The sequence below is a fragment of the Chitinophaga sp. CF418 genome (assembly GCF_900142925.1).
Lineage (GTDB): Bacteria > Bacteroidota > Bacteroidia > Chitinophagales > Chitinophagaceae > Chitinophaga.
The window spans coordinates 66,010-89,042 of record NZ_FRCN01000022.1 but is presented as its reverse complement, the minus strand read 5'-3'; the positions used below and the strand labels follow the sequence as shown (position 1 = coordinate 89,042).

The 23,033-nt window shown below is 45.8% G+C and carries 19 protein-coding genes; 6 read left to right on the top strand and 13 right to left on the bottom strand.

From position 1 onward, the window contains the following. Nucleotides 1–42: 42 nt before the first annotated feature. The 6 genes from F3I09_RS33605 to F3I09_RS33580 form a co-directional block, all read right to left on the bottom strand. Nucleotides 43–954, bottom strand: coding sequence for an alpha/beta fold hydrolase (locus F3I09_RS33605; RefSeq protein ID WP_149699438.1), 912 nt, complete (start codon nt 952–954; stop codon nt 43–45). 63 nt (nt 955–1,017) lie between these two features. Further along, nucleotides 1,018–1,602 (bottom strand): TetR/AcrR family transcriptional regulator, encoded by a 585-nt coding sequence (locus F3I09_RS33600; RefSeq protein WP_149699437.1) that lies wholly within the window; start codon nt 1,600–1,602, stop codon nt 1,018–1,020. Between the two features lie 329 nt (nt 1,603–1,931). Beyond that, complete coding sequence (locus tag F3I09_RS33595) at nt 1,932–2,204, bottom strand: nitronate monooxygenase family protein (protein WP_223233469.1); 273 nt, start codon at nt 2,202–2,204, stop codon at nt 1,932–1,934. 128 nt (nt 2,205–2,332) lie between these two features. After that, entirely contained in the window at nt 2,333–3,046 is a 714-nt protein-coding gene (locus tag F3I09_RS34540; RefSeq protein WP_223233467.1) for an Atu4866 domain-containing protein, read from the bottom strand. Nucleotides 3,047–3,131: 85 nt separating this feature from the next. Continuing rightward, a complete protein-coding gene (locus F3I09_RS33585) occupies nt 3,132–3,974 on the bottom strand; it encodes an oxidoreductase (protein WP_149699435.1) in 843 nt (280 codons plus the stop codon). An 80-nt stretch (nt 3,975–4,054) separates the two neighbouring features. After that, nucleotides 4,055–4,966 carry an AraC family transcriptional regulator gene (locus F3I09_RS33580; protein WP_149699434.1) on the bottom strand — a complete coding sequence of 304 codons (912 nt, stop codon included), beginning with the start codon at nt 4,964–4,966 and terminating at the stop codon, nt 4,055–4,057. A 230-nt stretch (nt 4,967–5,196) separates the two neighbouring features. Here F3I09_RS33580 and F3I09_RS33575 point away from each other — a divergent pair, with 230 nt between their 5' ends. Next, complete coding sequence (locus F3I09_RS33575; protein ID WP_149699433.1) at nt 5,197–5,910, top strand: 2OG-Fe(II) oxygenase; 714 nt, start codon at nt 5,197–5,199, stop codon at nt 5,908–5,910. Between the two features lie 135 nt (nt 5,911–6,045). Here F3I09_RS33575 and F3I09_RS33570 read toward each other — a convergent pair whose 3' ends face one another. After that, nucleotides 6,046–7,041, bottom strand: coding sequence for a zinc-dependent alcohol dehydrogenase family protein (locus tag F3I09_RS33570; protein ID WP_149699432.1), 996 nt, complete (start codon nt 7,039–7,041; stop codon nt 6,046–6,048). Nucleotides 7,042–7,328: 287 nt separating this feature from the next. Between F3I09_RS33570 and F3I09_RS33565 the strand changes: the two genes are divergently transcribed. Next, nucleotides 7,329–8,558, top strand: coding sequence for a serine hydrolase (locus F3I09_RS33565; protein WP_149699431.1), 1,230 nt, complete (start codon nt 7,329–7,331; stop codon nt 8,556–8,558). Between the two features lie 6 nt (nt 8,559–8,564). Here F3I09_RS33565 and F3I09_RS33560 read toward each other — a convergent pair whose 3' ends face one another. Continuing rightward, on the bottom strand, nt 8,565–8,813 hold the full coding sequence (locus F3I09_RS33560) for a hypothetical protein (RefSeq protein ID WP_149699430.1): 249 nt from the start codon (nt 8,811–8,813) through the stop codon (nt 8,565–8,567). A 174-nt stretch (nt 8,814–8,987) separates the two neighbouring features. On the opposite strand from F3I09_RS33560, the gene F3I09_RS33555 reads away from it, so the two are divergent. Continuing rightward, a complete protein-coding gene (locus F3I09_RS33555) occupies nt 8,988–10,232 on the top strand; it encodes a WG repeat-containing protein (RefSeq protein ID WP_149699429.1) in 1,245 nt (414 codons plus the stop codon). A 412-nt stretch (nt 10,233–10,644) separates the two neighbouring features. Here F3I09_RS33555 and F3I09_RS33550 read toward each other — a convergent pair whose 3' ends face one another. Further along, complete coding sequence (locus F3I09_RS33550) at nt 10,645–11,259, bottom strand: hypothetical protein (RefSeq protein WP_149699428.1); 615 nt, start codon at nt 11,257–11,259, stop codon at nt 10,645–10,647. 58 nt (nt 11,260–11,317) lie between these two features. On the opposite strand from F3I09_RS33550, the gene F3I09_RS33545 reads away from it, so the two are divergent. Further along, complete coding sequence (locus F3I09_RS33545) at nt 11,318–12,532, top strand: acetate/propionate family kinase (RefSeq protein ID WP_149699427.1); 1,215 nt, start codon at nt 11,318–11,320, stop codon at nt 12,530–12,532. After that, nucleotides 12,513–14,879, top strand: coding sequence for a phosphoketolase (locus F3I09_RS33540; RefSeq protein ID WP_149699426.1), 2,367 nt, complete (start codon nt 12,513–12,515; stop codon nt 14,877–14,879). The genes F3I09_RS33545 and F3I09_RS33540 overlap by 20 nt, the downstream gene beginning before the upstream one ends. Before the next feature lie 322 nt (nt 14,880–15,201). Here F3I09_RS33540 and F3I09_RS33535 read toward each other — a convergent pair whose 3' ends face one another. The 4 genes from F3I09_RS33535 to F3I09_RS33520 all read right to left on the bottom strand — a co-directional run bounded on the left by F3I09_RS33535 (nt 15,202) and on the right by F3I09_RS33520 (nt 22,146). After that, a complete protein-coding gene (locus F3I09_RS33535) occupies nt 15,202–15,651 on the bottom strand; it encodes a MarR family winged helix-turn-helix transcriptional regulator (RefSeq protein ID WP_149699425.1) in 450 nt (149 codons plus the stop codon). 36 nt (nt 15,652–15,687) lie between these two features. After that, entirely contained in the window at nt 15,688–16,605 is a 918-nt protein-coding gene (locus tag F3I09_RS33530) for an NAD(P)/FAD-dependent oxidoreductase (RefSeq protein WP_149699424.1), read from the bottom strand. Between the two features lie 74 nt (nt 16,606–16,679). Then, nucleotides 16,680–17,672 (bottom strand): type IX secretion system membrane protein PorP/SprF, encoded by a 993-nt coding sequence (locus tag F3I09_RS33525; protein WP_149699423.1) that lies wholly within the window; start codon nt 17,670–17,672, stop codon nt 16,680–16,682. A 4-nt stretch (nt 17,673–17,676) separates the two neighbouring features. Beyond that, on the bottom strand, nt 17,677–22,146 hold the full coding sequence (locus F3I09_RS33520; protein ID WP_149699422.1) for a gliding motility-associated C-terminal domain-containing protein: 4,470 nt from the start codon (nt 22,144–22,146) through the stop codon (nt 17,677–17,679). Nucleotides 22,147–22,429: 283 nt separating this feature from the next. On the opposite strand from F3I09_RS33520, the gene F3I09_RS33515 reads away from it, so the two are divergent. Continuing rightward, the gene (locus tag F3I09_RS33515) at nt 22,430–22,861 is read left to right on the top strand and encodes a DUF2147 domain-containing protein (RefSeq protein WP_149699421.1); all 432 of its coding nucleotides are present in this window, start codon (nt 22,430–22,432) and stop codon (nt 22,859–22,861) included. The last annotated feature ends 172 nt before the right edge of the window (nt 22,862–23,033 follow it).

Genomic DNA, 23,033 nt, shown 5'->3' with positions numbered 1-23,033 from the left:
AAACGAAAGAAGGATGTAGTGTACCATCCGGTACAATATAAGTTATCTGATGTTATTCGCAGTCAGAAACTGGTCTATCAGCGAAGCGATCTTTGTCCCGTCTTCTTCCAAAGCAAAATGCCCGGTGTCAAGTATATGCAACTCCGCATCAGGAAGATCTTTCAGATAAGCCTTTGCCCCACTGGCAGGAAATATCTCATCATTTGCGCCCCAGGTGATCAGGGTTGGCGGCTGATAAGTACGGAAATAGCTGTGCCATTCAGGATAATGGGCCAGATTCGTTCTGTAGGAATAAAACATGGCCATCTGTATATCCGCGTTACCCGGACGGTCCAGCTTACTCTGATCATGCACCCAGGTGTCAGGACTGATCCTGGTGGTGTCTCTGACGCCTGTCAGGTACTGCCATTTGGTGCCCTCCAGTGAAAGCATCCCTGCTACCACCTTTCTCTTTTCTTCATTCTCAGGGTCAGCCCAGAACGCTTTTATTGGTTCCCAGAATGGGGATAACCCCTCCTCATATGCATTACCATTCTGCACCAGTAATGCCTGCACTTTCTCAGGGTGTTTGGTGGCAATACGGTAGCCTACAGGCGCTCCATAGTCCATCAGGTAAAGACTGTATTTTTCCAGCCCTTTCGCTGCGATAAACTGGTCCACTATTTCAGCCATATGGTCGAAAGTATATTCAAACTCATTCACCAGCGGCATGCTGCTGTTACCAAAACCAGGATAATCCGGCGCTACCAGGTGATACTTATCTCCCAGCGCAATCATCAGATTACGGAACATAAACGAAGAGGTCGGATAGCCATGTAACAGCAAGATGGTAGGCCTCTCCGGAGACCCTGCTTCACGGTAAAATATCTCCTGTTCTTCAATGGTCAGTGTTTTATACTGTACCTGGTTGATATCAATGCCCTTTGTAGCTGGCAATGTTGTTGACTGCGTCATTGTGATAGATTTTAATTGTTTATATTATTATGTACCAATTAGTACAAAAAGGAATAAAAAAATTTAAGAGAGTACCTGCAGACTCATCTCCAGCACTTCCCTGAGATGTTCATACCCCGGATTACTTCTCCTTGTCACATTCACGCCATTCCAGAGATTGATCAGATATTTCCCAAGCACTTCAGGCTTCGCTTTATTCTTCAGCCGCTTCTCCGCCTGCGCCTTCCTGATCACATCCGTGAAAATACCTTCTACCGATGCCAATAGCCCAGCCGCAATCAATTTGGTGTCTGCATCTCCGTCCGATAACTGGACCAGCGCATTCCCTATATAACACCCCTTCATCTGTTTGCTTTTGGGATCATCCGCCAGGGCCATAAAGAAGTCCCTGATCAGCTGAATAGGATCCTCGCTGACCGATAAATCATGCAATAATTGCTTGTCAAAACGGTTGGCATATTGCCTCAATGATTTCTCATACAACTCCTTCTTTCCCCCCTTAAATGCCAGGTAAAAGCTGCCCTTCCCTATTCCCATAGCTTCCAGCAATTCATCTGCAGAAGCAGTCTCATACCCCTTCGTCCAGAATACGTTCACCGCTTTTTCCACTACTTCCTTCTCGTCAAATATTTTCGGTCTTCCAGCCATTTTGCTATCATTTACAGTACGAAGATACATACTGTACTAATTAGTACAAAATAAATAAGCTTTTTTATTTCTAAAGAATTTCAGTACTTATTTATACAATGTGTAAGGTTTCTGTTTCCGCTATCAGCCGGGAAAAAATATCTGCTGAAGAACGGATCTCTGCTCCTGCGGATGCCTGACCTGCCCATAAATTGGTGAACTCTTTCCTGTCCGCCTGCTGCGCTTTTACCCTCAACCCAGCCGTAAGAATATTCTGTATCGGATAGGGCGGAAAGCAGTCTTATAAGAAGGAAAAGCCAGACTCTCATTACTTGCTATAAAGGCAGTCCCTACCTGCACCGCCTTTGCGCCCAGCTGAAATGCAGCCTTAAATCCTGCATCGCTTCAGCATCCTGCCGGCTATACTCCGGCACCTCATTAACAAACAGATTTACTGCGAAAGGTTTTCCGGTGATTGATTTTGTCTTTTGAATGAGCGCCCTCGTCCTGTCAGGCGATAAACCACCGACTGGCAAAGAGCCTAATCCCCCTTGTTCCGCCACAGCTGCTACCATCTCAGGGGTTGTCACGCCAAGCATTGGAGCTTGTATAACAGGATAAATGATCTTCCCGTCATTTCATTTTTCCATTCCATAAACGATCCTTTTTGGGGTCCTACAAAAGTACACCAAAATAAAAGGCGGATATCATATAACTGATACCCGCCCCGATCGTCGATTGTTCTATTGTGCTAAGATCTCTTTTCTTCTCTGTAAAGTACCATACCTGCATGATAAAGTACCCCGTCACGAAAATCACCGTCTGCTGTAAAACCAGTGTCATCTTTATAATCGATATGATCTCCGGTAAGCTTGTAACTTCCCTGGTATGCACTCTTCCTGTTACCTCTTGCTTCATCATATCTCCCACCCGGCAGCAGTTCATGACGAATGTAACCATCAGCAGTAACCCACATCCCTACGTATTTGTCATTATTTTCCATTGTACTCCTCTTTTTAAGTGCGAAATGAATTAACTCGGTAACATAATTTCTTAACAGATCATACTTATATACATAATCAGAAGACAGCTCATCCAGCATACGGTTAAAGATTCCACTCACCACACCATCCTGCCCGGCTGTCAGAAAATAAACCGGCTCTCCCCCAGCCCTGAACATAGGCAGCTGACCGATATTCTCTTTCATCTTCTTCGTAAAAAAGACTTCATCAAAAACACATAAGAAACCTGTCTGATTATCTGACAACGACTCCCATATATAAGGCAACTGCGGATTGAAAAATATCAACACCGTTCCTGAAATACTAATACTCCTGTCAGTATAACGCCAAAGGCTGTTTCCTCTTATCAGACCGATCTTATAAAATCTCCGGCAATCGGCCTTGCTATGCGGGGATTCCTGCCGCATCACATCTTCCACTCTTATTACATTAAAATATCCCATCTCTTCTTCAGATTGTCGGCATCTAATATCCCCCTCACTTATCTGCTATACAACAACAAATGATAAGAGGAAAGCCCTTGCGTTTTTATGCTTCAACAGCTGTTGACACCGTCAGTTCTTTCCAGCTTTCCAGTTCTGCCTTTACCGCATCCATTTTACTGTAAGCCAGGTTATATGCATCTTCTCCCAGGAAGAAATGTAATGGCGGCTGTTGCTCGCTTGCTATACGGATAATAGCGGCTGCACCTTTTTCAGGATCGCCAGCCTGATTACCATTATATGAATGCTGGTGCGCGTGCTGCGTTTCACGGACTGTCGTATATTCCTCAATGATATTCTTTGGTGTTACCAATGAATCAGCAGCCAGGAAGTTTGTCCTGAAATACCCAGGCCCTACAATCGTTGTATGTATGCCCATTGGTTTCACTTCTTCAGATAATGCTTCAGTAAGGCCATCCAATGCAAACTTGGTAGCGCAATAAATGCCGAAACCAGGGAAAGTACCAACGAAACCGGCAATGGAAGAAATATTGATGATATGTCCGGAACCCTGTTTTCTCAGATGAGGCAAGGCTTTCCTGATCACATTCAATACAGCGAAAACGTTCACATTAAAATTCTCACGACTTTCCTCATCTGTCAGCTCCTCTAATGCGCCTACTAAACCATAGCCTGCATTATTTACTACTACATCTATACGACCAAACTTCTTCACAGTTGCATCAACAGCATCAGCTACACTTTTCTCAGAAGTAAGATCCACACTCAGCGGAAGGAAATTATCATCACTGCCCACTGCTTTACTGAGGGCATCAATACTTCTTGAAGTTGCCGCTACCGGAAAACCCTGTGCCAGTAATTGTTTTACAATTGAAAGGCCTAATCCTTTAGAGGCGCCTGTTACAAACCAAACTTTTTTCTGTTCCATGATTTTTTCTTTGTTTGACACAAAGTTACTGCGACTAACAGGCGCGCTTATTATACCTTTCAATGCGATACTTATCCCTTTCAAACATTTAGTGATAACCCTACTGTTCTGTATGCAGATGGCGTTGTAGACACTAGTCTCCTGAAAAACTTATTGAAGTGTGCAGGCTCTTCAAACCCAAGACAATAGCTGATCTCTGAAATATTCCAGTCCGTATGTTTCAGCAATGTCTTGGCTTCACTGGCCAGGCGTTCAAAAATATGTTCAGTAGTAGTACGGCCAGTGGTTTCTTTTACAGCTCTGTTCAGATGATTCACATGAATAGATAACTGCCGCGCAAAATCATTGGCAGAACGTAATTCAAAACGCTGATTCGTAGACTCAATCGGGAACTGCCGCTCCAGCAACTCCGTAAATACAGATGTAATACGGGATTTTGCATCACTGTGATGATACAATTTCTCCGAAGGAGATAATTTCAATGCATAATGAATGACTTCCGCTACATAATTTGTCAGCAGATCATACTTATACACATAATCAGAGCTGATCTCTTCCAGCATTTTCTTAAAGATGGCGCTTACGTCTGCATCCTGTTTTTCATCCAGGAAATAAGCTGGCTTACCATCTCTTGCAAACATGGGGAACTCGCTGATACTCCCACGCATTCTTTCTGAGAAAAAGCCCTCCTTAAAAATGCAGAAAAAGCCGGTAGCATCTTTAGATAAGGGATGCCAGGTATAGGGCACCTGCGGATTAAAGAACATCAGTGTAGTGCCCGATACTTCTGTAGTCTTATCTGCATAATGATAAAAACCCCGTCCCCGGGAAAGACCAATTTTATAAAATGCCCTGCGACTATAACGGGGAGCATTATCCCCTAAATGATTCTCCAAAGTAAATACATTAAAATGCCCCACCTCCTTCTTCAGATTAGCGGGTACTTCTATCGTCTTGCTCTGGTAAAATTCCTCCAACGTTTCTGTTTGCATGAATTACGTTATTAACTTAATAAAATGATCTGTGCTACAAGGGTTAATTCCATGCTAAAATCTTCATCAGTCCTTCTACAAATTTAATTCTACCCTTGCTCCCGGCTGTTACACTAAACAAACTGATAATTGTAAAATTCAAACAATGACCAGATCCTCCCTCCCCGGAAAAGCAAGTTCCGGGTTTTCCAGCCCTGCCTCCTGCCCTACTTTTGTCAAAAAACAGGACCATGAAAAATATAGTGGAACGCCTGCAGGGAAAGGACTGGCAGCAGGTAACAAGTAATATGCATGAGCAGGGATATGCGCTCGTCAGCGGGGTACTGACGCCAAAAGAATGTGATGAATTGATCACTGCATACAATGCCGATAATACTTATCGTAAAACGATCTCTATGGAGCGCTACCGCTTCGGTGCAGGAGAATATAAATACTTCCGGTATCCACTGCCTGCGCTGATCACACAGATAAGAGAGACCGTATATAGCCATCTGGCGCCCATTGCCAATAAATGGATGGAAGTATTACAGATAGAACAGCAGTTCCCCGCCACACACGAGGAACTGAAACAGCGCTGCCAGGAAAAGGGACAGGATAAACCTACTATCCTGATATTAAAATATGGCTCCGGCGGATTTAACACCCTACACCAGGATCTCTATGGCGATGTATGGTTCCCCATGCAGGCAGTACTCTTTCTTAATGAACCGGGAGAAGATTATACAGGTGGAGAATTTGTATTGACAGAACAGATCCCCAGGGCACAGTCCAAAGCCAATGTACTACAGCCGAAAAGAGGCGATATGCTGCTGTTCACTACCAACTTCAGACCAGCAAAAGGCAGCCGCGGGTACTACCGGGTAAATATGAAACATGGGGTTAGCCCTTTGCATAGTGGCCATAGGCACACTTTAGGCATCATTTTTCATGATGCACTCAGCTAAATACAGAATGGGATGCCTGCTGCAGGAAAACAATGTGAAACCGGGATCAAATTGAAAACCCGGGGAAAACCAAAAAGGATCAGGCACGGGCATTTTCGCATCGCGCCTGATCCTTTAAATAATTCCTGAACAGATCTATATTTCCACTACAATCTTACCTGTCGCACTGCGATTCACGATAAGCGTATGTGCCTGTTCTGCCGTCTGCAGATGAAAATGACGAGGATCCAGCAGTGGCAATATCTGACCTGCTTCCGCCATCCTCGTGGCTTCTCTTAAGATTGCAACGTGATGTTCCCTCCCCATTCCTGTCATCATCGGCAGTAATGTAAAGACTCCCGAATACGTCGCACCTTTGGAAGACAATGGCGCCAGGCTGTGTGAGCCCCATCCCAGGGAACTGATCACATGTCCGTCCTGGGGCTTTACAGCCTCAAAAGAAGCATCCAGCGTAGTACCACCTACTGTATCAAAAACAATGTCAAAACCCGCTCCACGGGTGTACTTGTCCACATATTCAGCCACACTCATTGTTTCATAGTCAATATGTGTTGCACCCAGCCATTCAACAACCGCTTTCTTACCATCATTATCCGTAGCATATACATCTGCGCCGAAGGCACATGCGATCTGTATAGCCATTTGTCCAACACCTCCGGAACCTCCATGTATGAGCACTTTCTGTCCGGCAAATACTTTCGCTTTATCTACCAGTCCTTCCCAGGCGGTAATGAATCCCAATGGGATGGCTGCAGCTTCCCGCATAGTAAGATTGACCGGTTTCCTGGCAATGAGCTCAGCATCCACTGCAACATATTCCGCCAGGGAACCCTGTAATCCGGCTACTCCGCCGGTCATGCCATACACCTTATCGCCGGGAGCAAAGCCTGTCACACCTTCACCGACTTCCACTACGATGCCCGCCATATCAATTCCCAAAATAGCAGGTAAAGGCTGCTTCACTAATTCTGCCTGCCCTGCTTTAATTTTCGCGTCCAGCGGATTTAAACCACTGGCCTTTATTCTTACCAATACTTCACCATAATCTGGTTTAGGTCTGTCTATCTGTGTATATACAAACGGGTCGCCATAATTCTCCAGAATGAGCGCGTGCATGTGATCATTTTTCATAGTCTTAGCCGGTTAATCTTTTTACTGATCTGTTGTTTATAAACCAAAATTAAGTGACACATCATCTGTAAGCTGCAATTGTGCTGAACAGGCAAATAATTGCTAAACAAGCAAAAAGAGCTGCCAGATGCCATGGCCGTCTCTCTATACTAAAAGCGTTCCATTCATTAACAACTTGATTAATAACAAGTTGAAACGATGCCAAGATGACACCATGACCATATATCGCAAATCCTCTGGTGATTTAACGATATATAACATATCAGAAAGATCATTATCTTACCTGTATGAAACACCTGTTCCTCTCCTTATTGCTGTTAAGTGCCACCACACTGCTTTCCGCACAAACAAAAACCAATAAAAATGTTGCTTATTTTCCCACAAAAGATGTCTGGCAACATCGCTCCCCTGCCGACATGGGATTGGATACTGCAAAACTGGCAGCTGCCATACAATTTGCAAAAGACAATGAGACCAAAGCACCCCGTAACATGGAGATCGCACAGGCACTCAGTTTCGGGAAAGAGCCTTTCAGCACGGGTATCGGACCTTTTTCCACAAGAGGAGATGCCACCGGCGTGATTGTTTATAAAGGCTATATCGTGGCAGAATGGGGTGAGCCGACACGCGTGGACATGACACACAGCGTTACCAAAAGTTTCCTCTCTGTAGTAGTGGGATTGGCAGTGGATAAAGGCCTTATCCGCAGCGTACAGGATCCGGTGTCACACTATGTGCCACCCATCGAAGTATATAATCCTGCGGCCATAGGCCCAGGCGCAGAACAACTGGGACAGCCTCAGTTATTATATCCTTTTGCCGGCCCACATAATAGTATACTGACCTGGGATGTCATGTTACGGCAAACGAGCGACTGGGAAGGTACACTGTGGGGTAAACCTGATTGGGCGGACAGGCCGGAAGGAAATGCGTCAGAGTGGATGACACGCAAGCGGAATACACCTGGCGATGTATGGAAGTATAATGACGTAAGAGTAAACGCCCTGGCCCTTGCTGCTACCAGCGTATGGCGTAAACCATTGCCACAGGTGCTGAAAACAAATATCATGGACGAAATAGGCGCTTCTGATACCTGGAGATGGAATGGCTACCGCAATTCCTGGATAGTGCTGGATGGCGCTGTGGTACAATCCGTCAGCGGCGGCGGACATTGGGGAGGTGGTATGTTCATCCATGCCTATGATATGGCCCGTTTCGGTCTGCTGACATTGCACAGGGGCAACTGGAACGGAAAACAGCTCATCTCAGCGCAATGGGTAAAGCAATCCCTTACACCTACTATTGCAAAACCAACATATGGATACATGAACTGGTTCCTGAATACAGGTAAAGAATTACTTCCCAGCGCCCCTGCAGATGCATTTGTACATATCGGTAACGGTACAAATCTCATCTACGTAGACCCAGGTCATGAACTTGTTGCGGTAGTAAGATGGATAGAAAATAAATCCATGGATGATATGATCAAGCATATCCTGGCCGCCTTCAGGCAATAAGAGCCATCAGGCACTTACTGCTTCCAGCGTGAAGAGCCGGCCTATACAGATTCGTGCAATCCTGAAATTACGCCATTGCTGACTATTGCATTCCAGGGGAGAAATATTCTCAATGAGGCTTTCCAGCCGCTCAGAATATATTCTGTTGTTTGCTGTATTTTCTGCAAATGCAGATATGATGCTTTCTACTTCTGTATCGCTAAGGGCCTGCTTCAATTGGTCAATTACTAATAACGCCTGTTCGCTAATTCTCATTTGTACAGTTTTTATTACCTGGCTTACCCATCCTATAAAAGCGGATAGATTTTCACTTTGCTGTAATTCGGCGGCAAATATACCTTCTACTCTTTAACATACCAACATATTAAAGAGAAGCTGAATATATTGATCAAAATCTTTATATTTGCCACAACACCAATCCTATACTTTATGAAAACCATATTCTTCCTGCCGGTTCTCCTGATCAGTGCATGGTGCAATGCCCAGGACGGCCTCTATCCTTATGCAGAAAAAAACAAATGGGGGCTTACCAATAAAAAGCATACGGTTGTAATGGAACCTCAGTTCGACAGTATACACCTGTTTGAAGGTGAATACGCCCGGGTTGAGAATAATAAAAAAGTGGGACTGATCCACTCTTCCGGCAGAATTGTATACCCCTGCTCATATAATGATATGCCTTTTGTATCTCCCAACGGTATGGCCATTGCAAAAGTGCAGAAAGGATATATCCTGCTGGATCCATCTACCGGCAAACAAAAAGGAACGCTTGTATTTGAGTTGCCCGGGATGAACCCCATGTCAAAAACAACTAACCTGCTGCTCGCTAAAAAAGAAGGCAGCGTGGGAATTGTAAATATGACCACCGGTGAACCTGTCTCTAAAAAATTCCCATACGATGACGCAGAATTCTTTGATGAAAAATCACTAAAGGATTATGTGATCGTCAACATCAGTGATAAATATGGCGTAGTGGAAGCCCTGACCGGCAGAGAGATCATCCCTGCAACCTACAGCGAAATAAAGGGCGCCTCTGATGGTACACAGGACCTGATCAAAGCAACCACCGAAGATGAACGTGTTGTTTATTTTGACGCCAGTGGCAGACCTGCATCAGCAGCAGTGATCAAAGCAGCGAAAAAGGTGGAAGATGATATGAACAAAACCAGCTCACAGGGCAGCCTGAAAGATGATTCCAAAAAAGATCTGCATATCTATAAACTGGCAAATGAGAAATGGAGGGTCACACTGGAAGAACGCATATTCCAGCAGCCGAAAGTGCTGGACAGTATTGACATAAACGGATATACGCAGCTCGAGTACATGTCTTATCATGCTGGTCTGGCTAAATATTCCGGTAAGATCAAGGCAGTGAAAAATGGTAAGGCAGGTGTGATCGATATGAAAGGTAACGTACTTATCCCCCTGATCTATGATGATGTAACCTACAGAGAAGACAATATCGGTCACTATGCCTTCGTAGAAACTAAAGTAGGTAACAGGGTGGGTGTAATTCCCGCCGAATCAATGAAAGAGCTGAAAAAACCTGTCCTGGCACGTATAATTGATGAAGACGTGAACCGACAGGCATTACTTGTACAGATAGCCAGTGGCACAAGAGGTTATATGGATAAAACAAGCGGCGAAATCTATATCCCGGGATATAAGGAATAGTTGCTTCAACGAACATACAAGAAAGCCGCCTCAGCAAAATGAGGCGGCTTTTTCATTTTACAGCCGCTTCATTTACCCTTGATCATCGGTCCTTTAAAGCTTCATATTTTACCCTTTCTTTTCTATATCCCATTAAAAAGCCACTCTTAAGCCATATATAACCCATATATAACCCATACCTTTTAAATATGGGTTATATATGGGTCATATATGGCTTATATATGGGTTATATATGGGTTATCTCCGAGAAAGCACTATGATAGCGCCCTTACCAAGATTATACAAATACTCGATTACGTATAACTTTGTTAAGTAATAGTTTTTAGAATAAATAAAAGTATTATATCAGATACAGATCAGGCTATTCCGAAGTATTGAATGTATATTTTTGAAGCCACCGTACTATGCCATACTAATCCTGCAGCAGCGATTTTACCAGCGCCTTCCACTGCAATTTTGAAATACCTATCGCTCCTCCTACACCAATCACAGCATTACGGATCTTATCCGTCGCTTCCTGCGCCGCCGTATTGGGCACTTCATTCCGGCCGTAGACTGTAGCCGTCACCTCATCTTCATCCCTGGTGATCACAAAGGAGCTGGTGGCCTCTTCCTTCAGAAAATGCGCCGTACCGGCATGTTTCTGTAAAGGATGACCTGTGGGTCTTGCCCTTATGAAAAATACCTGTTGCCGGTCGTTTAGTCGTACATCCTCCATTTGCTCTATTGATACCCAGTCATAGCCCTTACCTACACTGTTGCCGGGGCCAGGTATGTCAATACGGATATATAAGCCGGCACTGGCAGGACCCTCTACTTCTTCTCCCAATTTATCCACCAGCTGAAATTCTGAAGATAAAGCTCCACATAATTTTCCCCACCCGTTAATATTCTGCAGCCTCCTGACAGCACGCTCAAAAATTGCAATAGCGGCCTGGTCATCGCCGGCCTGCCTTTCTGCGGTCGTTTCCGTTTCCTCTCCCGTGTATTGTACCGGGATGAACGGTGCTGAAATGTGATCTGGCATACAATTGATTTAAGGTTATATACTATCAAAATTTTATGCCAGAACAAACACAGCTGATATGAATACTCCGGCACCTGTTATTTTAACGATCAATTGTGGCTCTTCCAGCCTCAAGTTTGCACTTTTCGACCTATCGTCCATACAACTGATCAGTCAGGGAAACATTCAGGACATTGGCAGGGAAAGCAGCATCCGCCTGATGGATACGGCCGGTCATGAGGAACGCGTCGACGAGCCCATCGCTGATCTCGATGCAGCCATACAATTCCTGGTTCAACTGCTGAAAGAGAGCTACAGTCCTTATACCATCCATGCTATCGGCCATAGAATTGTACAGGGAGGAAAAGAACACTACCTGCCTGAACTGATAACAACCAACCTGCTGCAGACATTCGAAACATTGATTCCATTGGCGCCGGGTCATTTACCAGCAGAAATAACGGCTATACGCGCATTTCAAAATGCTTATCCCGGCACGCCACAGGTGGCCTGTTTCGATACGGCTTTTCACAAAGACATGCCTTTCGCCGCCAGGCATTTCGCACTTCCGAGGCATTTATGGAATGATGGTGTGATAAGATACGGATTTCATGGCTTGTCATATGAGTATATTTATCAACAACTGAAGCAATTCGCACCACAGGAAGCCAGCGGTAAAATTGTTATTGCTCATCTCGGTAATGGGGCCAGTATGGCCGTGGTAAAAGATGGCAGAAGCCTGGATACAACGATGGGACTTACACCTACCGGCGGACTGGTCATGAGTACCCGCTCGGGCGACCTGGATCCAGGCGTGATCCTTTATCTGCTGAAGGAAAAACATTTCATCAGTGAACGTTCGCTGAATGAACTGCTCAACAAACAATCCGGATTAAAAGGCATTTCCGACGGAGCATCAGACATCAAAACCTTACTTGAACAAGAAGCCAAAGACCCGAGAGCGGCTGAAGCCATCCAGCTGTTTTGTTACCAGGCAAAGAAATATATCGGGGCATTAACAGCTGCTGCAGGCGGCATAGATACACTGGTATTTACCGGTGGTATCGGGATACATGCACCGGTTATCAGGGAAAGGATCTGCGATGGGCTTGAATACATGGGCATCGCCGTAGATCCTTTTCTGAATGATGATAAGAATGACATTATCTCTCCCTCCGGTAGCCGGGTCACCGTCCGAGTAATGGCGACCAATGAAGAACTCATTATTGCGCAGCATACCCAACAATGCCTGCAGTCACATAAAACCACACAATATGGCAACACTCACACATGAACAATTACACGACATCCATGCCTACTGGGAGGCATCCAATTATCTCGCCGCCGCCCAGATCTACCTGCAAGCCAACCCATTACTGAAAGAGCCTTTGTTACCCGATCATATCAAGCCCCGCCTGCTCGGCCACTGGGGCACTTCTCCCGGTCTCAACTTTATCTACACACATCTCAACCGGCTGATCAGGGACACGAATGCCAATATCCTGTTTGTATGCGGCCCCGGACATGGCGCTCCTGCTGTACTGGCCAGCACTTACCTGGAAGGCTCTTATACAGAGACCTATCCCGATATCACACAGGATGAGAAAGGCATGAAACATTTCTTGCGTCAATTCTCCACCCCCGGCGGCATTCCCAGTCACGTGAGCGCACACACTCCCGGTTCCATACATGAAGGCGGGGAGTTAGGCTACTCTCTGGCCCATGCTGCCGGCGCTGTAATGGACAATCCTGATCTGATAGCGGCTTGTGTAGTCGGCGACGGAGAAGCTGAAACAGGACCGCTGGCAGGCAGCTGGAAACAAAATTGTTTTCTCAATCCTGTACGCGATGGTGCTGTCCTGCCTATCCTGCACCTCAACGGTTACAAGATATCCGGCCCCACTGTCATGGGACGTATGTCAGACAATACACTCGCGACACTTTTTAACGGATACGGTTATGTTACCTTGTTCGTAAAAGCAGCAGAAACTGATGCCATCCACCAGGAAATGGCGGTAGCGCTGGACACTGCCTATGAACAGATCAGGGAGATACAGGACAATGCCAGAAGTGGTAAAAAACGTCCGGAAGAGCTTCTCTGGCCGGCAATCATACTCCGTTCTCCCAAAGGATGGACAGGCCCTGTCATGTGGAAAGGAAAACGCCTTGAAGGCACCTTCCGCTCACACCAGGTGCCACTGGCTGATGTAAAGGAAGACCAGGACCAGCTGGCGTTACTGGAACAATGGCTGCGCAGTTATAAACCTGAAAAACACTTTACGGAAGATGGCCAGCTACTGCCTTCATTGGCCAAACTGGCGCCGGCGGGCAATAAGCGCATGGGCGCAAATCCCTATGCCAATGGGGGTAAGACAGTCCAGCCATTGGATATGCCCGATTTTACAAACTATGCAGTTGAAGTCACACAACCGGGTGTTACCACTGCAGAAGGTACAAAAGAGCTGGGCAGGATGCTGCGAGACATCTTCAAGCTGAATGATGAGAGCAGCATCTTCCGGCTGTTCTGTCCCGATGAAACCACCTCCAACCGCCTGAATGCAGTATTCGAAGTAACGAATCGCTGTTTCATGGAACCAATGCTGGACAGCGATGACCACCTCTCTCCCGATGGCAGGGTCATGGAAGTACTCAGCGAGCACCTCTGCCAGGGATGGCTGGAAGGATACCTGCTTACCGGCAGACATGGCATTTTCCCCTGTTATGAGGCCTTTATCACCATTGTGGACTCTATGTTCAACCAGCATGCGAAATGGCTGAAAACATGCCTGGAAATCCCCTGGAGGAATGATCTGCCTTCCCTCAACTACCTGCTTACCTCTCATAGCTGGCGGCAGGACCATAATGGTTATAGCCACCAGGGACCGGGATTCATTGATACCGTCGTAAACAAGAAAAGCTCCGTCATTCGCATCTACCTGCCCCCGGATGCCAATTGCCTCTTATCGGTGATGGATCATTGCCTGAGAAGTAAGAACTATGTCAACCTCGTTGTAGCAGGCAAACAACCGGCATTACAATGGCTGAACATTGCCCAGGCAGCAGCGCACTGTGCACAGGGAGCATCCGTATGGGAATGGGCCGGCAATGACAATAAGGAGAAACCGGATGTGGTGTTGGCATGCGCCGGCGACGTACCCACACTGGAAACTGTTGCAGCGGCATGGTTACTTCGCAGGGATATTCCCGACTTAAAGGTGAGAGTGGTAAATGTGGTGGACCTGATGGCACTTTCTCCCCGGGAATATCATCCCCATGGAATGGAAGCTGCACTTTTCACAGAACTGTTTACAGATGATGCGCCCGTAATATTTGCCTTTCATGGCTATGTAAGGATTATTCACGACCTCGTACACGGACGGCCTGATCCTGCCCGCTTCCATGTAAGAGGGTTTATAGAGGAAGGCACTACCACAACACCATTCGATATGGTAGTACTGAACAAAATAAGCCGCTTTCATCTTGCTATTGCAGCTATTCAAAGAACAGAACGCGCGCTGGAAAAAGGTGATATTGTAATAAATCATTTTGAGGATAAACTACACATGCATAGTATCTATATCCGGGAATGCCTGGAAGATATGCCTGATATTAAAAACTGGAAGTGGGAAGATGCTGTATAAAATGAAAACACCGGAATAGGAATATTCCGGTGTGCTGCTTAAACCTACAACTGTTACATTATCTGTAATCAAATATTTTTCTACTACAAAAGTAAGAGAGCATTTTTGTATAGCCGCTGTACGAAAGCTGGATTTTATTGGACAAATCGCGGATTTTTATCAAAACCATTTCATTTTCACATATATCAGAACTTTCTCTAAATGAAAACACCGGAATAAGAATACTCCGGTGTCTACTTAAAACCTACAACTGTTACACTGTATGTAACAAAATCTTGAGATCATTATTAGTTAAACGTTCAACTATTAGATCAAAAAAAAGCTACTCTTCTTCGAGATTGCTTTTAATGACTAGTAATGATCTGGTTACGTTTTTAATGTAATCTGCAGACAGCCCTTTGCTGACCTGTGCATGTAATTCGTGTATGATGGGGATGAGCAGGTCGGTTACCCGCCGGCCTGCTTCCGTCATATGTATAATTTTATTCCTTCTGTCGTTGGGATCTTCCACTCTCATTACCAGGCCTCTTTTAGTAAGATTGTCCAGCAGATAGGTAATGCTGGTTTTATCCTTATTCAGGAGGTTGGCAATCTCCTGCTGATTGATCTCACCACGTTCCATCAATGTGCTGATCACCTGTAGCATTTCAAAGGTCAGATCAATATTCTGTTCCCTCAGCCGGCGTTGTACGAAATGCCGCATGGCGTCTCTTACGACCGATACAGCCTCTCCCAATGCCTTTATATGAACAATATCTTCAGGTGATTTCACACACTAAAGTAATCATTAAAATAGTTAAACCTACAACTATTTTTCAAAATCTTCCGCAGACATCTGCCCATTGCACATACCACCTGCCCTAAGGCCCCCTGTGGCTGCAGCCATCACCTGGTGATACATAGGATGGGCCACATCTCCGGCGGCAAAGATACCCGGTACGGTTGTTTGCTGGAACTCATCCACTTTAATGGACCCCGCCTCATCCAGTTCGCATCCCAGCTGAACAGCCAGCTCCGTATGATATTCTATACGAGCAGCCCTGACATAAGTAGCATGCTTATGATGTACCATTCCATCTGCCAGTACGATCCTGATACCATCTGCCTCATCTTCTACTGCCGTTACTGGCGTTTCTATCAGCCCGATGCCCAGTTGCTGTAACTTTGCCTGCTGCTCGGCTGAAAATGTACACTTCCCGTTGGTAAAAATAGTCAGGTCTTTATTCAGGTTATAGATCATTGCAATCAGATGATAGGCCATATCATCATTACCGATCAGGCCAACGGACGTATTCCTTGCTTCCCAGCCATGGCAGTAAGGACAATGGATCACCTTACTTCCCCATAAAGCCTGTATACCTGCTATCTCCGGTAAAATATCCTTTACGCCTGTAGCCAGAATAACTTTCCGGACAATAAAAATTCCCCCGGATGCCGTTTCCAGTCTGAAACCGCCAGCTTCCTTCGCGGCTGTTATCACTCTCTCCTGCGCTATGGCGACAGAAGGATATACTTTCAGTTGCTCCCTTCCTATTTCCAGGATCTCCAGCGGTGACACCCCGTCACGTGTAAATACATTATGTGCATGTGCTGCCGGTTTGTTACGTGGTTCACCTGTGTCGAATACTACTGTTTTGCGTATAGAACGACCAAGTATTAAAGCAGCGGCAAGTCCCGCGGATGCTCCACCTATAATGGCGACGTCAAATTGCTGTATATTCTTCATTCAATAAAAATACGAATGAAGGATTTTGCTGCAATAGGATTAAGTACGGATTCTATAGGACAAATCAAGGGTTATCAGAAATACCTCGCACATCGTGTATTGTCCACCTTGTTATTGTGTGGAAATAAAATACCGATAGATAACTCGTGTGAACCTCTCTGGTAACGCGATATCCCATTCGTGGAAAGATCATAAGAGTAACCCAGCCGCATATTATCTGATACAAATACTTCTGTCATAACACTGATAGCTGTGCCAGGATCGACTGATGAAGTTAACGCTGTTTTTCCCCACAGGTTTACACCCGCCCTGTAAGAGGCTCCCAGCCACAAGCGCTCCTGCAACAATACAAAAACATTAAGGTCGATATTAGTGGGGCCTTTCAGATCATCCTTGATCATCAGAGAAGGCTTCAGTTTGATATCATCGTTGAGATATATCACCGTCCCCCCACTGAGATAGATATGCCGGGATTTACGTAAAGTAGAATACAGTGTTCCGTTACCAAAGTACATTTTTCCGCCGGTATAGGCAGAGAACAGATCCATGACAGAGAAGCCTATAAAGGTTCTGTAAGTATTGTAATAGATCCCGAAACGGGCATCCGGCACAAGTGTACTTTGTTTGCCAAGCGTCAATGCAGGATCGTCTGCATCAACATATTTGCGGGAACTGCCGTCTACTGCATATTGCGTTACACCCAGGCCCAGACCGATGCTCAAACGGCTGTCATTAGCCAAAGGTATACGGTAAGCATAAGAACCATAAAGTGCAATGGACTCCTGCGGACCAAGACGGTCCCACGTTACCTGTCCACCTAGTCCTACTCTTTTCGTATATACATCTGTAACGCCATCCATCGCAATGGTGCCTGTTTGCGGTGCGCCCTGGAAACCCGCCCACTGCTGGCGGTAAGTGCTGTGCAGATATAACTCTTCCCTGTATCCTGCATAAGCAGGATTTATACTTAAACCGTTAAACACATACTGACTGAACTGCACATCCTGCTGCGCCTGCGCCATGCAGGTCAGTAACAGAGCAATGAACAGTAAACAAGCCCTTTTCATAATATTATTTTTGGATCAGCTCTATGTATCCCTTATATACCTTTACAGTACGGGACAAATTGATCTTTAGTACATAATAATAGATCCCTGCAGATAATCCTGCTCCTCCCCAATTGTTACCATAGTTGCCGGAGTAATACACCTGGTTGCCCCAACGGTTATATACTTCAAGTACAGAACCCGGATACTGCTCTATGCCCCTCACGATGAAGTAATCATTCTTACCATCACCATTAGCCGTCACTACATTGGGAATATAGAGATCGGGAGAGATCTCCACAGGTTTGATGGTGGCAGTGTTGTTACTCTCATCAGGATCTGGTTCCTGGCCGGATACAACTGCCGTATTCTCCAGCAAGCCTCCCCTGGTAATACGGGTGGTAAATGATAACTGCAAAGGTTTATTTACATAGACGGTGTCGATGGTCCACACTACCTGCCGCGTACGGGTATTGAAGGTGGTATTACCGTCAGTAGTAGTAATATTCACGACGTCTTCCAGCATATTGGAAATATCATCTGTTACAATCACACGTGTAGCATGGTCCAATCCCTTATTATTTACCGTGATGGTGAAAGTCGCTTCATCTCCTATTGTCGGTGCATCAGCAACTGTAATACTTTTAATAATAGACAGATCAGCAACCGTACTATTATTGTAACTGAGGTATTTGGTACAGTTGCCTTTACTGTAAGGATCTGTTACAGTGATTGTGATCGTTCCCGTGCCAACTACGTCAGGAGAAAGCGTGCTGAAATTGCCTTTGGCATCAGTATGTGTTGTAGTAATACTACCATCAGGATAAGTAACCAATATATCAGCACGAGGCATTGCCTTTCCCGAAATAGTCAGCAAACCGCCCTCCTGCTTTACAGGATCATTGACTACAAATACCGGGAATAGTTCTGTCAGTGTTACATTGATAGATGATGAACACCCATTCTTATCTGTTACTGTCACACTATAGTCTCCTGCCGGCAGATTAGTGATCTTATTGTTGGTGGCGCCGGTGCTCCATGCTACACGGTAAGGCGGCGTGCCACCCACAGCAGTCAGTGAGAGGGAACCTGTACTTTCCCCATGACAGGTAATGTCTTTCGGTGTTACGATCAGTCCAATAGGACCTGGCGCTACTACAGTGATGGTATCCGGCGCTGAAATACAACCTTTTTCATTCATCACCTGCACACTATAATCACCTCCATTCAGGTTGGAAAATGTATTTACCGTTCCCCAGTTACCATTCAAAGCATACTGATAACCATTACCGGGCGGCTGTACAGTAATACCGCCATCACTGCTGTTGCTGCAGGTTGCGGGCGTGGTTGATGCGCTGAATGTAGGTAATGGTGGTATTACCATTGTAAAATCAGTTGTATTAGTACAACCACTGACCGTAGTGATCTCATAAGTAACAACAGCTGTACCGGGCGCTATTCCTCTTGCATGTCCCGTGGGGTCTACCAGCAGTACATTGTTATCACTGCTGCTCCATTTTCCTCCGCTGGTAGCGCTGCTCAGGGTAGTGCCAAGGTTGTCAATACATATCATATTGTTCCCCGCAATGGGCGCAACGAAAGGCTTGCCTTCTATCGTCACGGTTGTTGTAGTATTATTTGCGCAAATACCATTTTTGAAAGTATAGTTTACTGTATATACACCAGGTACACTCGCGCCGAGATCGAGTCTTCCTGTCTGTGCATCAATCACCAATCCGGCTGTAGTGCTGAATATGCCACCGGTAATACCCGTTTGCATTACATCAGCAGTACCGGTAAAACAATATACAGCACGTCCGTAGGCAATAGTTGCCGTGGGGAGTGCATTCACCGTGATGCTGGCATCTGCGCTACTGGTACAGCCATAATTATCTGTAACAGTATAAACAATGGAAGCCGTTCCTGCTGATATACCTGTTACTGTACCCACAGCATCTACAGTAGCAATGGCGGTATTATCGCTGCTCCAGGTACCTGCAGCTGTAGCGTTGTTCAGACCGATCTTTTGTCCTTCGCACACAGCAGAATCGCCGGAAATAGCGGCTATCAGCGGCAGACCATGAATATTTAAATTAGCTGTTATAGTAGCTGTACACTGTCCGTCGGTAAATGTATAGGTGACGGTATGTGTACCTGTAGTACTTTTCTGCAGGTCGATTGTACCCGTAGTTGCGTCGATGATCAATCCGGTAGTACCACTGTATACACCGCCTGTAATACCGGTTTGGGTCACAGGAGCGATACCTGCTGCACAGAGATCTGCCGGATAGCTGATAGTAGCAACAGGCGGCGGATTAACAGTAACAACAGTTGTAGCTGCTGAAGAGGTACATCCGCGTCCGTCAACAGTAGTGACAATATATGTATAACTGCTGCCAGCGGAAGAAGGAGCAGCAGTGGTATTCTGTAACTGATCATTGGTAATGGCGCCTCCGGCAGCGGGTGAAGACGACCACTGATAAGTGTAAGGCGGCAGGGTATTGCCAGCTGTTGCCGACAATGTTACTGCACCTCCTGTACAAATGCTGGTGCTGCCTGCTGTGGCAGTAACTGCTGGCCGTCCGTATATCGTCATGGTAGTGATAGCAGTAGCCTGGCACCCTGTAGCATCTGTTACTGTATAAGTGATATCCGCATAACCTTCGCTTACTGCGGATATTTTCCCTGTGGCATCTACTGTAGCTGCCGTAGCATTGTTGGTGGACCATACGCCCCCACCGGTAGTATTGGCAATAACACAGGCATTTCCTGCACATATGCCCGGTGTTGCAGGTGTCAGCGTGCTGGATGGTAACACACCCGCCATAGGAATGATCGCTATGTCATCCAAAGCGAGATCGTTCCCGTTACTGCCGTTGGCATTATTCTGCAGGAAGATATCAGCAGTATTGCCAGGCGCATTAAATGTAAATGTATATGCTGTCCACCCGCTACTTGTAACAGCTCCCGTACTGAAAGAAGAAATCACAACGCCGTCCGTAGCAGTCAATCCTGCCAGGATATCCGGTTTGACAGGAGCAGCCGGATTGGTATTCGCCACCCAGAAGCTCAGTTTATAAGGCTGTCCCGTAAGTAGGTTGGTAAGCCTTTTCCGGTAAAAAACTTCCTTCTGGGCTGCACCGTTGATAAGCATCATATTACCGGTACCGGTAGTATGATCTGTCAGTATTCCGGCATTGTCTGTTGTATTGATGGTGTAGTAACCATCACTGATATTGTTGCTATTCTGATAATGATAAGATGTGGTCACCACAGGCGCTGTTGATGCAGTACCAAAATCTTCTGTTGATATCACCCCACATGCCTGCGATATGGCTATTGGCGACGGCAATACTTCACGCACTACCACATGCACTACTTCCCCTGCTGACACATTGATTGTTGCCTCGGCCGTGCTGACAGATGCGGTTGAATTGGCTGTAGGATCGTACAGTATAATACCATCCAGGTTCCAACCCGCAGGTATCACCGCCGACAATGTATAACTGCCTGCATCCACGGGCAGTATAACAGCATTCCCTTTATAGGGAAGACGCGGCCTTTCATCATCTATCCAGATACCCTGAGCGGGCGTACGGGCATAGATTGTTCCGGCGGCATTGGTTGCAACAGATGTACACCATGCCTGCCCGGCAGGACCGGCGGTAATATGATTGAAGAATGTATTGCCTGTTGCATCGGATATCCAGGTAGTACCTCCACCCCATTTACTACCATTGGCATAGATGGTGCCATCATCGTCAAATGCAACATCCGCAGTGCCGGGACTACCAATATTGGTAGCAGTTCCTCCCATAAATGGTAATGTAAATACTGTTCCGCTATTGCTGTAGTAAACGATCTGTCCCGAGGACGATAACATATCCAGCCGGCTGGCAGCACCTGCAGGAGCCAGTATTGTCCAGGCATCGGTATAAGGAGCTGATACCCCGTCATTTTTCCAGATACTGCCATCGTCTGTCACAATTGCAATACGCCCCCCACCATAAGTGATGTCTGTTGCTTTCAGCCCACCATGTGCAGCTGCTGTATATATAACCTGTTGATTACTACCGTCAAAGAAATATGCGTCGCCGTTAGCATCGACATTAACAAACTCTCCCGGTCCTGCGCCATCCAGCGAGGTGCCAGTCAGCCCAGTGGCCGTCCACTGACTGCTACCAGCCGTCCTGTGATAAATTTGTCCGGATGATTCCATAGACGCCCACAACTCTCCATCTCCCACTCCGCCAGCAGTAATGCCATGACTGGCCCCTATATCATAGGTACGCCCAGGCACAAGTGGCTGATCATTCAGGTAGATGTCAGGAACAACCGTTGGGCCTCCGTTCATAGTGAACTGAAAATCAGGAGATGATTCCTCATTTAGTGCGCTGACATGTACGTAGATATATCCCTTTTGTGCTATTGCTGTTGATACAAAAAAAAATACCGGCGACAAAGTTTTCAATAATCCAATGGCAATTCGATTCATAAGTAACTGGGAACTAGATGGATCCCTCTGATGGTAATCCACTAACTATACACAACCTGGTTTCTAATATAGAGATATTTATGATATAAATATAATATGAATGAAAATTATCATACCTATCACAGGAAGAGTATACACGAAACCATTGAGTTATATCACTTTCTGCAATAGCACATGTTCACAAAAAGCATTCGGCTGCAGATAACCGGGAACGGCCTGAATATTGCAGCTTATTCATACCGGTATGACCGGATACCCGTGAAACATTTTTAAACATTCAACAATGACAAAACTCACTCTGCTCCTGTTTACATTACTGGTTGCTACAGGCAACATTTTTGCACAAAATGCGGGAGATAAAATACTTGGTACATGGCTGAACGAAGAAAAAGATGGTAAGATCGAGATCTATAAAAGCGGCAATAAATATTTTGGCAAACTGGTTTGGGGTAAGAATATGTACGAACCTGATGGAAGCTCCAGGACAGATATCAAGAATCCTGACCCGAAGCTGCGGAATCGTAAGCTCCAGGACCTGGTACTGTTAACCAATTTCACCTATGATGACGGCGAGTGGGAAGGTGGAAGGATCTATGATCCAAAAAGTGGAAAGACGTATAGCTGCGTGATGAGATTCAGGGGAAATATATTACAGATCAAAGGTTATGTAGGTATTCCCTTACTGGGCCGCACTACTGTATGGACAAAAGCTTAAACCACTATAAAAAAGCCAGGCAGGCGGGGAAGGCGGCGTCCTGATGAACGACCGCTTTCCTCAACCTGCCGGCCAACGCCCCGTTGGCATAGGTTTGTTGTTCTACCTGTCCGTAAATGGTTCTTCTCTTAGAACGCTCTATTTTTCGTAACTGCTGTGCGCAGTGATCAAT

Bases quoted from the DNA above. Each gene is read 5' to 3' on its own strand.
- F3I09_RS33605 (WP_149699438.1), bottom strand. From the start codon at position 954: ATGACGCAGTCAACAACATTGCCAGCTACAAAGGGCATTGATATCAAC.
- F3I09_RS33600 (WP_149699437.1), bottom strand. From the start codon at position 1,602: ATGGCTGGAAGACCGAAAATATTTGACGAGAAGGAAGTAGTGGAAAAA.
- F3I09_RS34540 (WP_223233467.1), bottom strand. From the start codon at position 3,046: ATGGGATATTTTAATGTAATAAGAGTGGAAGATGTGATGCGGCAGGAA.
- F3I09_RS33585 (WP_149699435.1), bottom strand. From the start codon at position 3,974: ATGGAACAGAAAAAAGTTTGGTTTGTAACAGGCGCCTCTAAAGGATTA.
- F3I09_RS33580 (WP_149699434.1), bottom strand. From the start codon at position 4,966: ATGCAAACAGAAACGTTGGAGGAATTTTACCAGAGCAAGACGATAGAA.
- F3I09_RS33575 (WP_149699433.1), top strand. From the start codon at position 5,197: ATGAAAAATATAGTGGAACGCCTGCAGGGAAAGGACTGGCAGCAGGTA.
- F3I09_RS33570 (WP_149699432.1), bottom strand. From the start codon at position 7,041: ATGAAAAATGATCACATGCACGCGCTCATTCTGGAGAATTATGGCGAC.
- F3I09_RS33565 (WP_149699431.1), top strand. From the start codon at position 7,329: ATGAAACACCTGTTCCTCTCCTTATTGCTGTTAAGTGCCACCACACTG.
- F3I09_RS33560 (WP_149699430.1), bottom strand. From the start codon at position 8,813: ATGAGAATTAGCGAACAGGCGTTATTAGTAATTGACCAATTGAAGCAG.
- F3I09_RS33555 (WP_149699429.1), top strand. From the start codon at position 8,988: ATGAAAACCATATTCTTCCTGCCGGTTCTCCTGATCAGTGCATGGTGC.
- F3I09_RS33550 (WP_149699428.1), bottom strand. From the start codon at position 11,259: ATGCCAGATCACATTTCAGCACCGTTCATCCCGGTACAATACACGGGA.
- F3I09_RS33545 (WP_149699427.1), top strand. From the start codon at position 11,318: ATGAATACTCCGGCACCTGTTATTTTAACGATCAATTGTGGCTCTTCC.
- F3I09_RS33540 (WP_149699426.1), top strand. From the start codon at position 12,513: ATGGCAACACTCACACATGAACAATTACACGACATCCATGCCTACTGG.
- F3I09_RS33530 (WP_149699424.1), bottom strand. From the start codon at position 16,605: ATGAAGAATATACAGCAATTTGACGTCGCCATTATAGGTGGAGCATCC.
- F3I09_RS33525 (WP_149699423.1), bottom strand. From the start codon at position 17,672: ATGAAAAGGGCTTGTTTACTGTTCATTGCTCTGTTACTGACCTGCATG.
- F3I09_RS33520 (WP_149699422.1), bottom strand. From the start codon at position 22,146: ATGAATCGAATTGCCATTGGATTATTGAAAACTTTGTCGCCGGTATTT.
- F3I09_RS33515 (WP_149699421.1), top strand. From the start codon at position 22,430: ATGACAAAACTCACTCTGCTCCTGTTTACATTACTGGTTGCTACAGGC.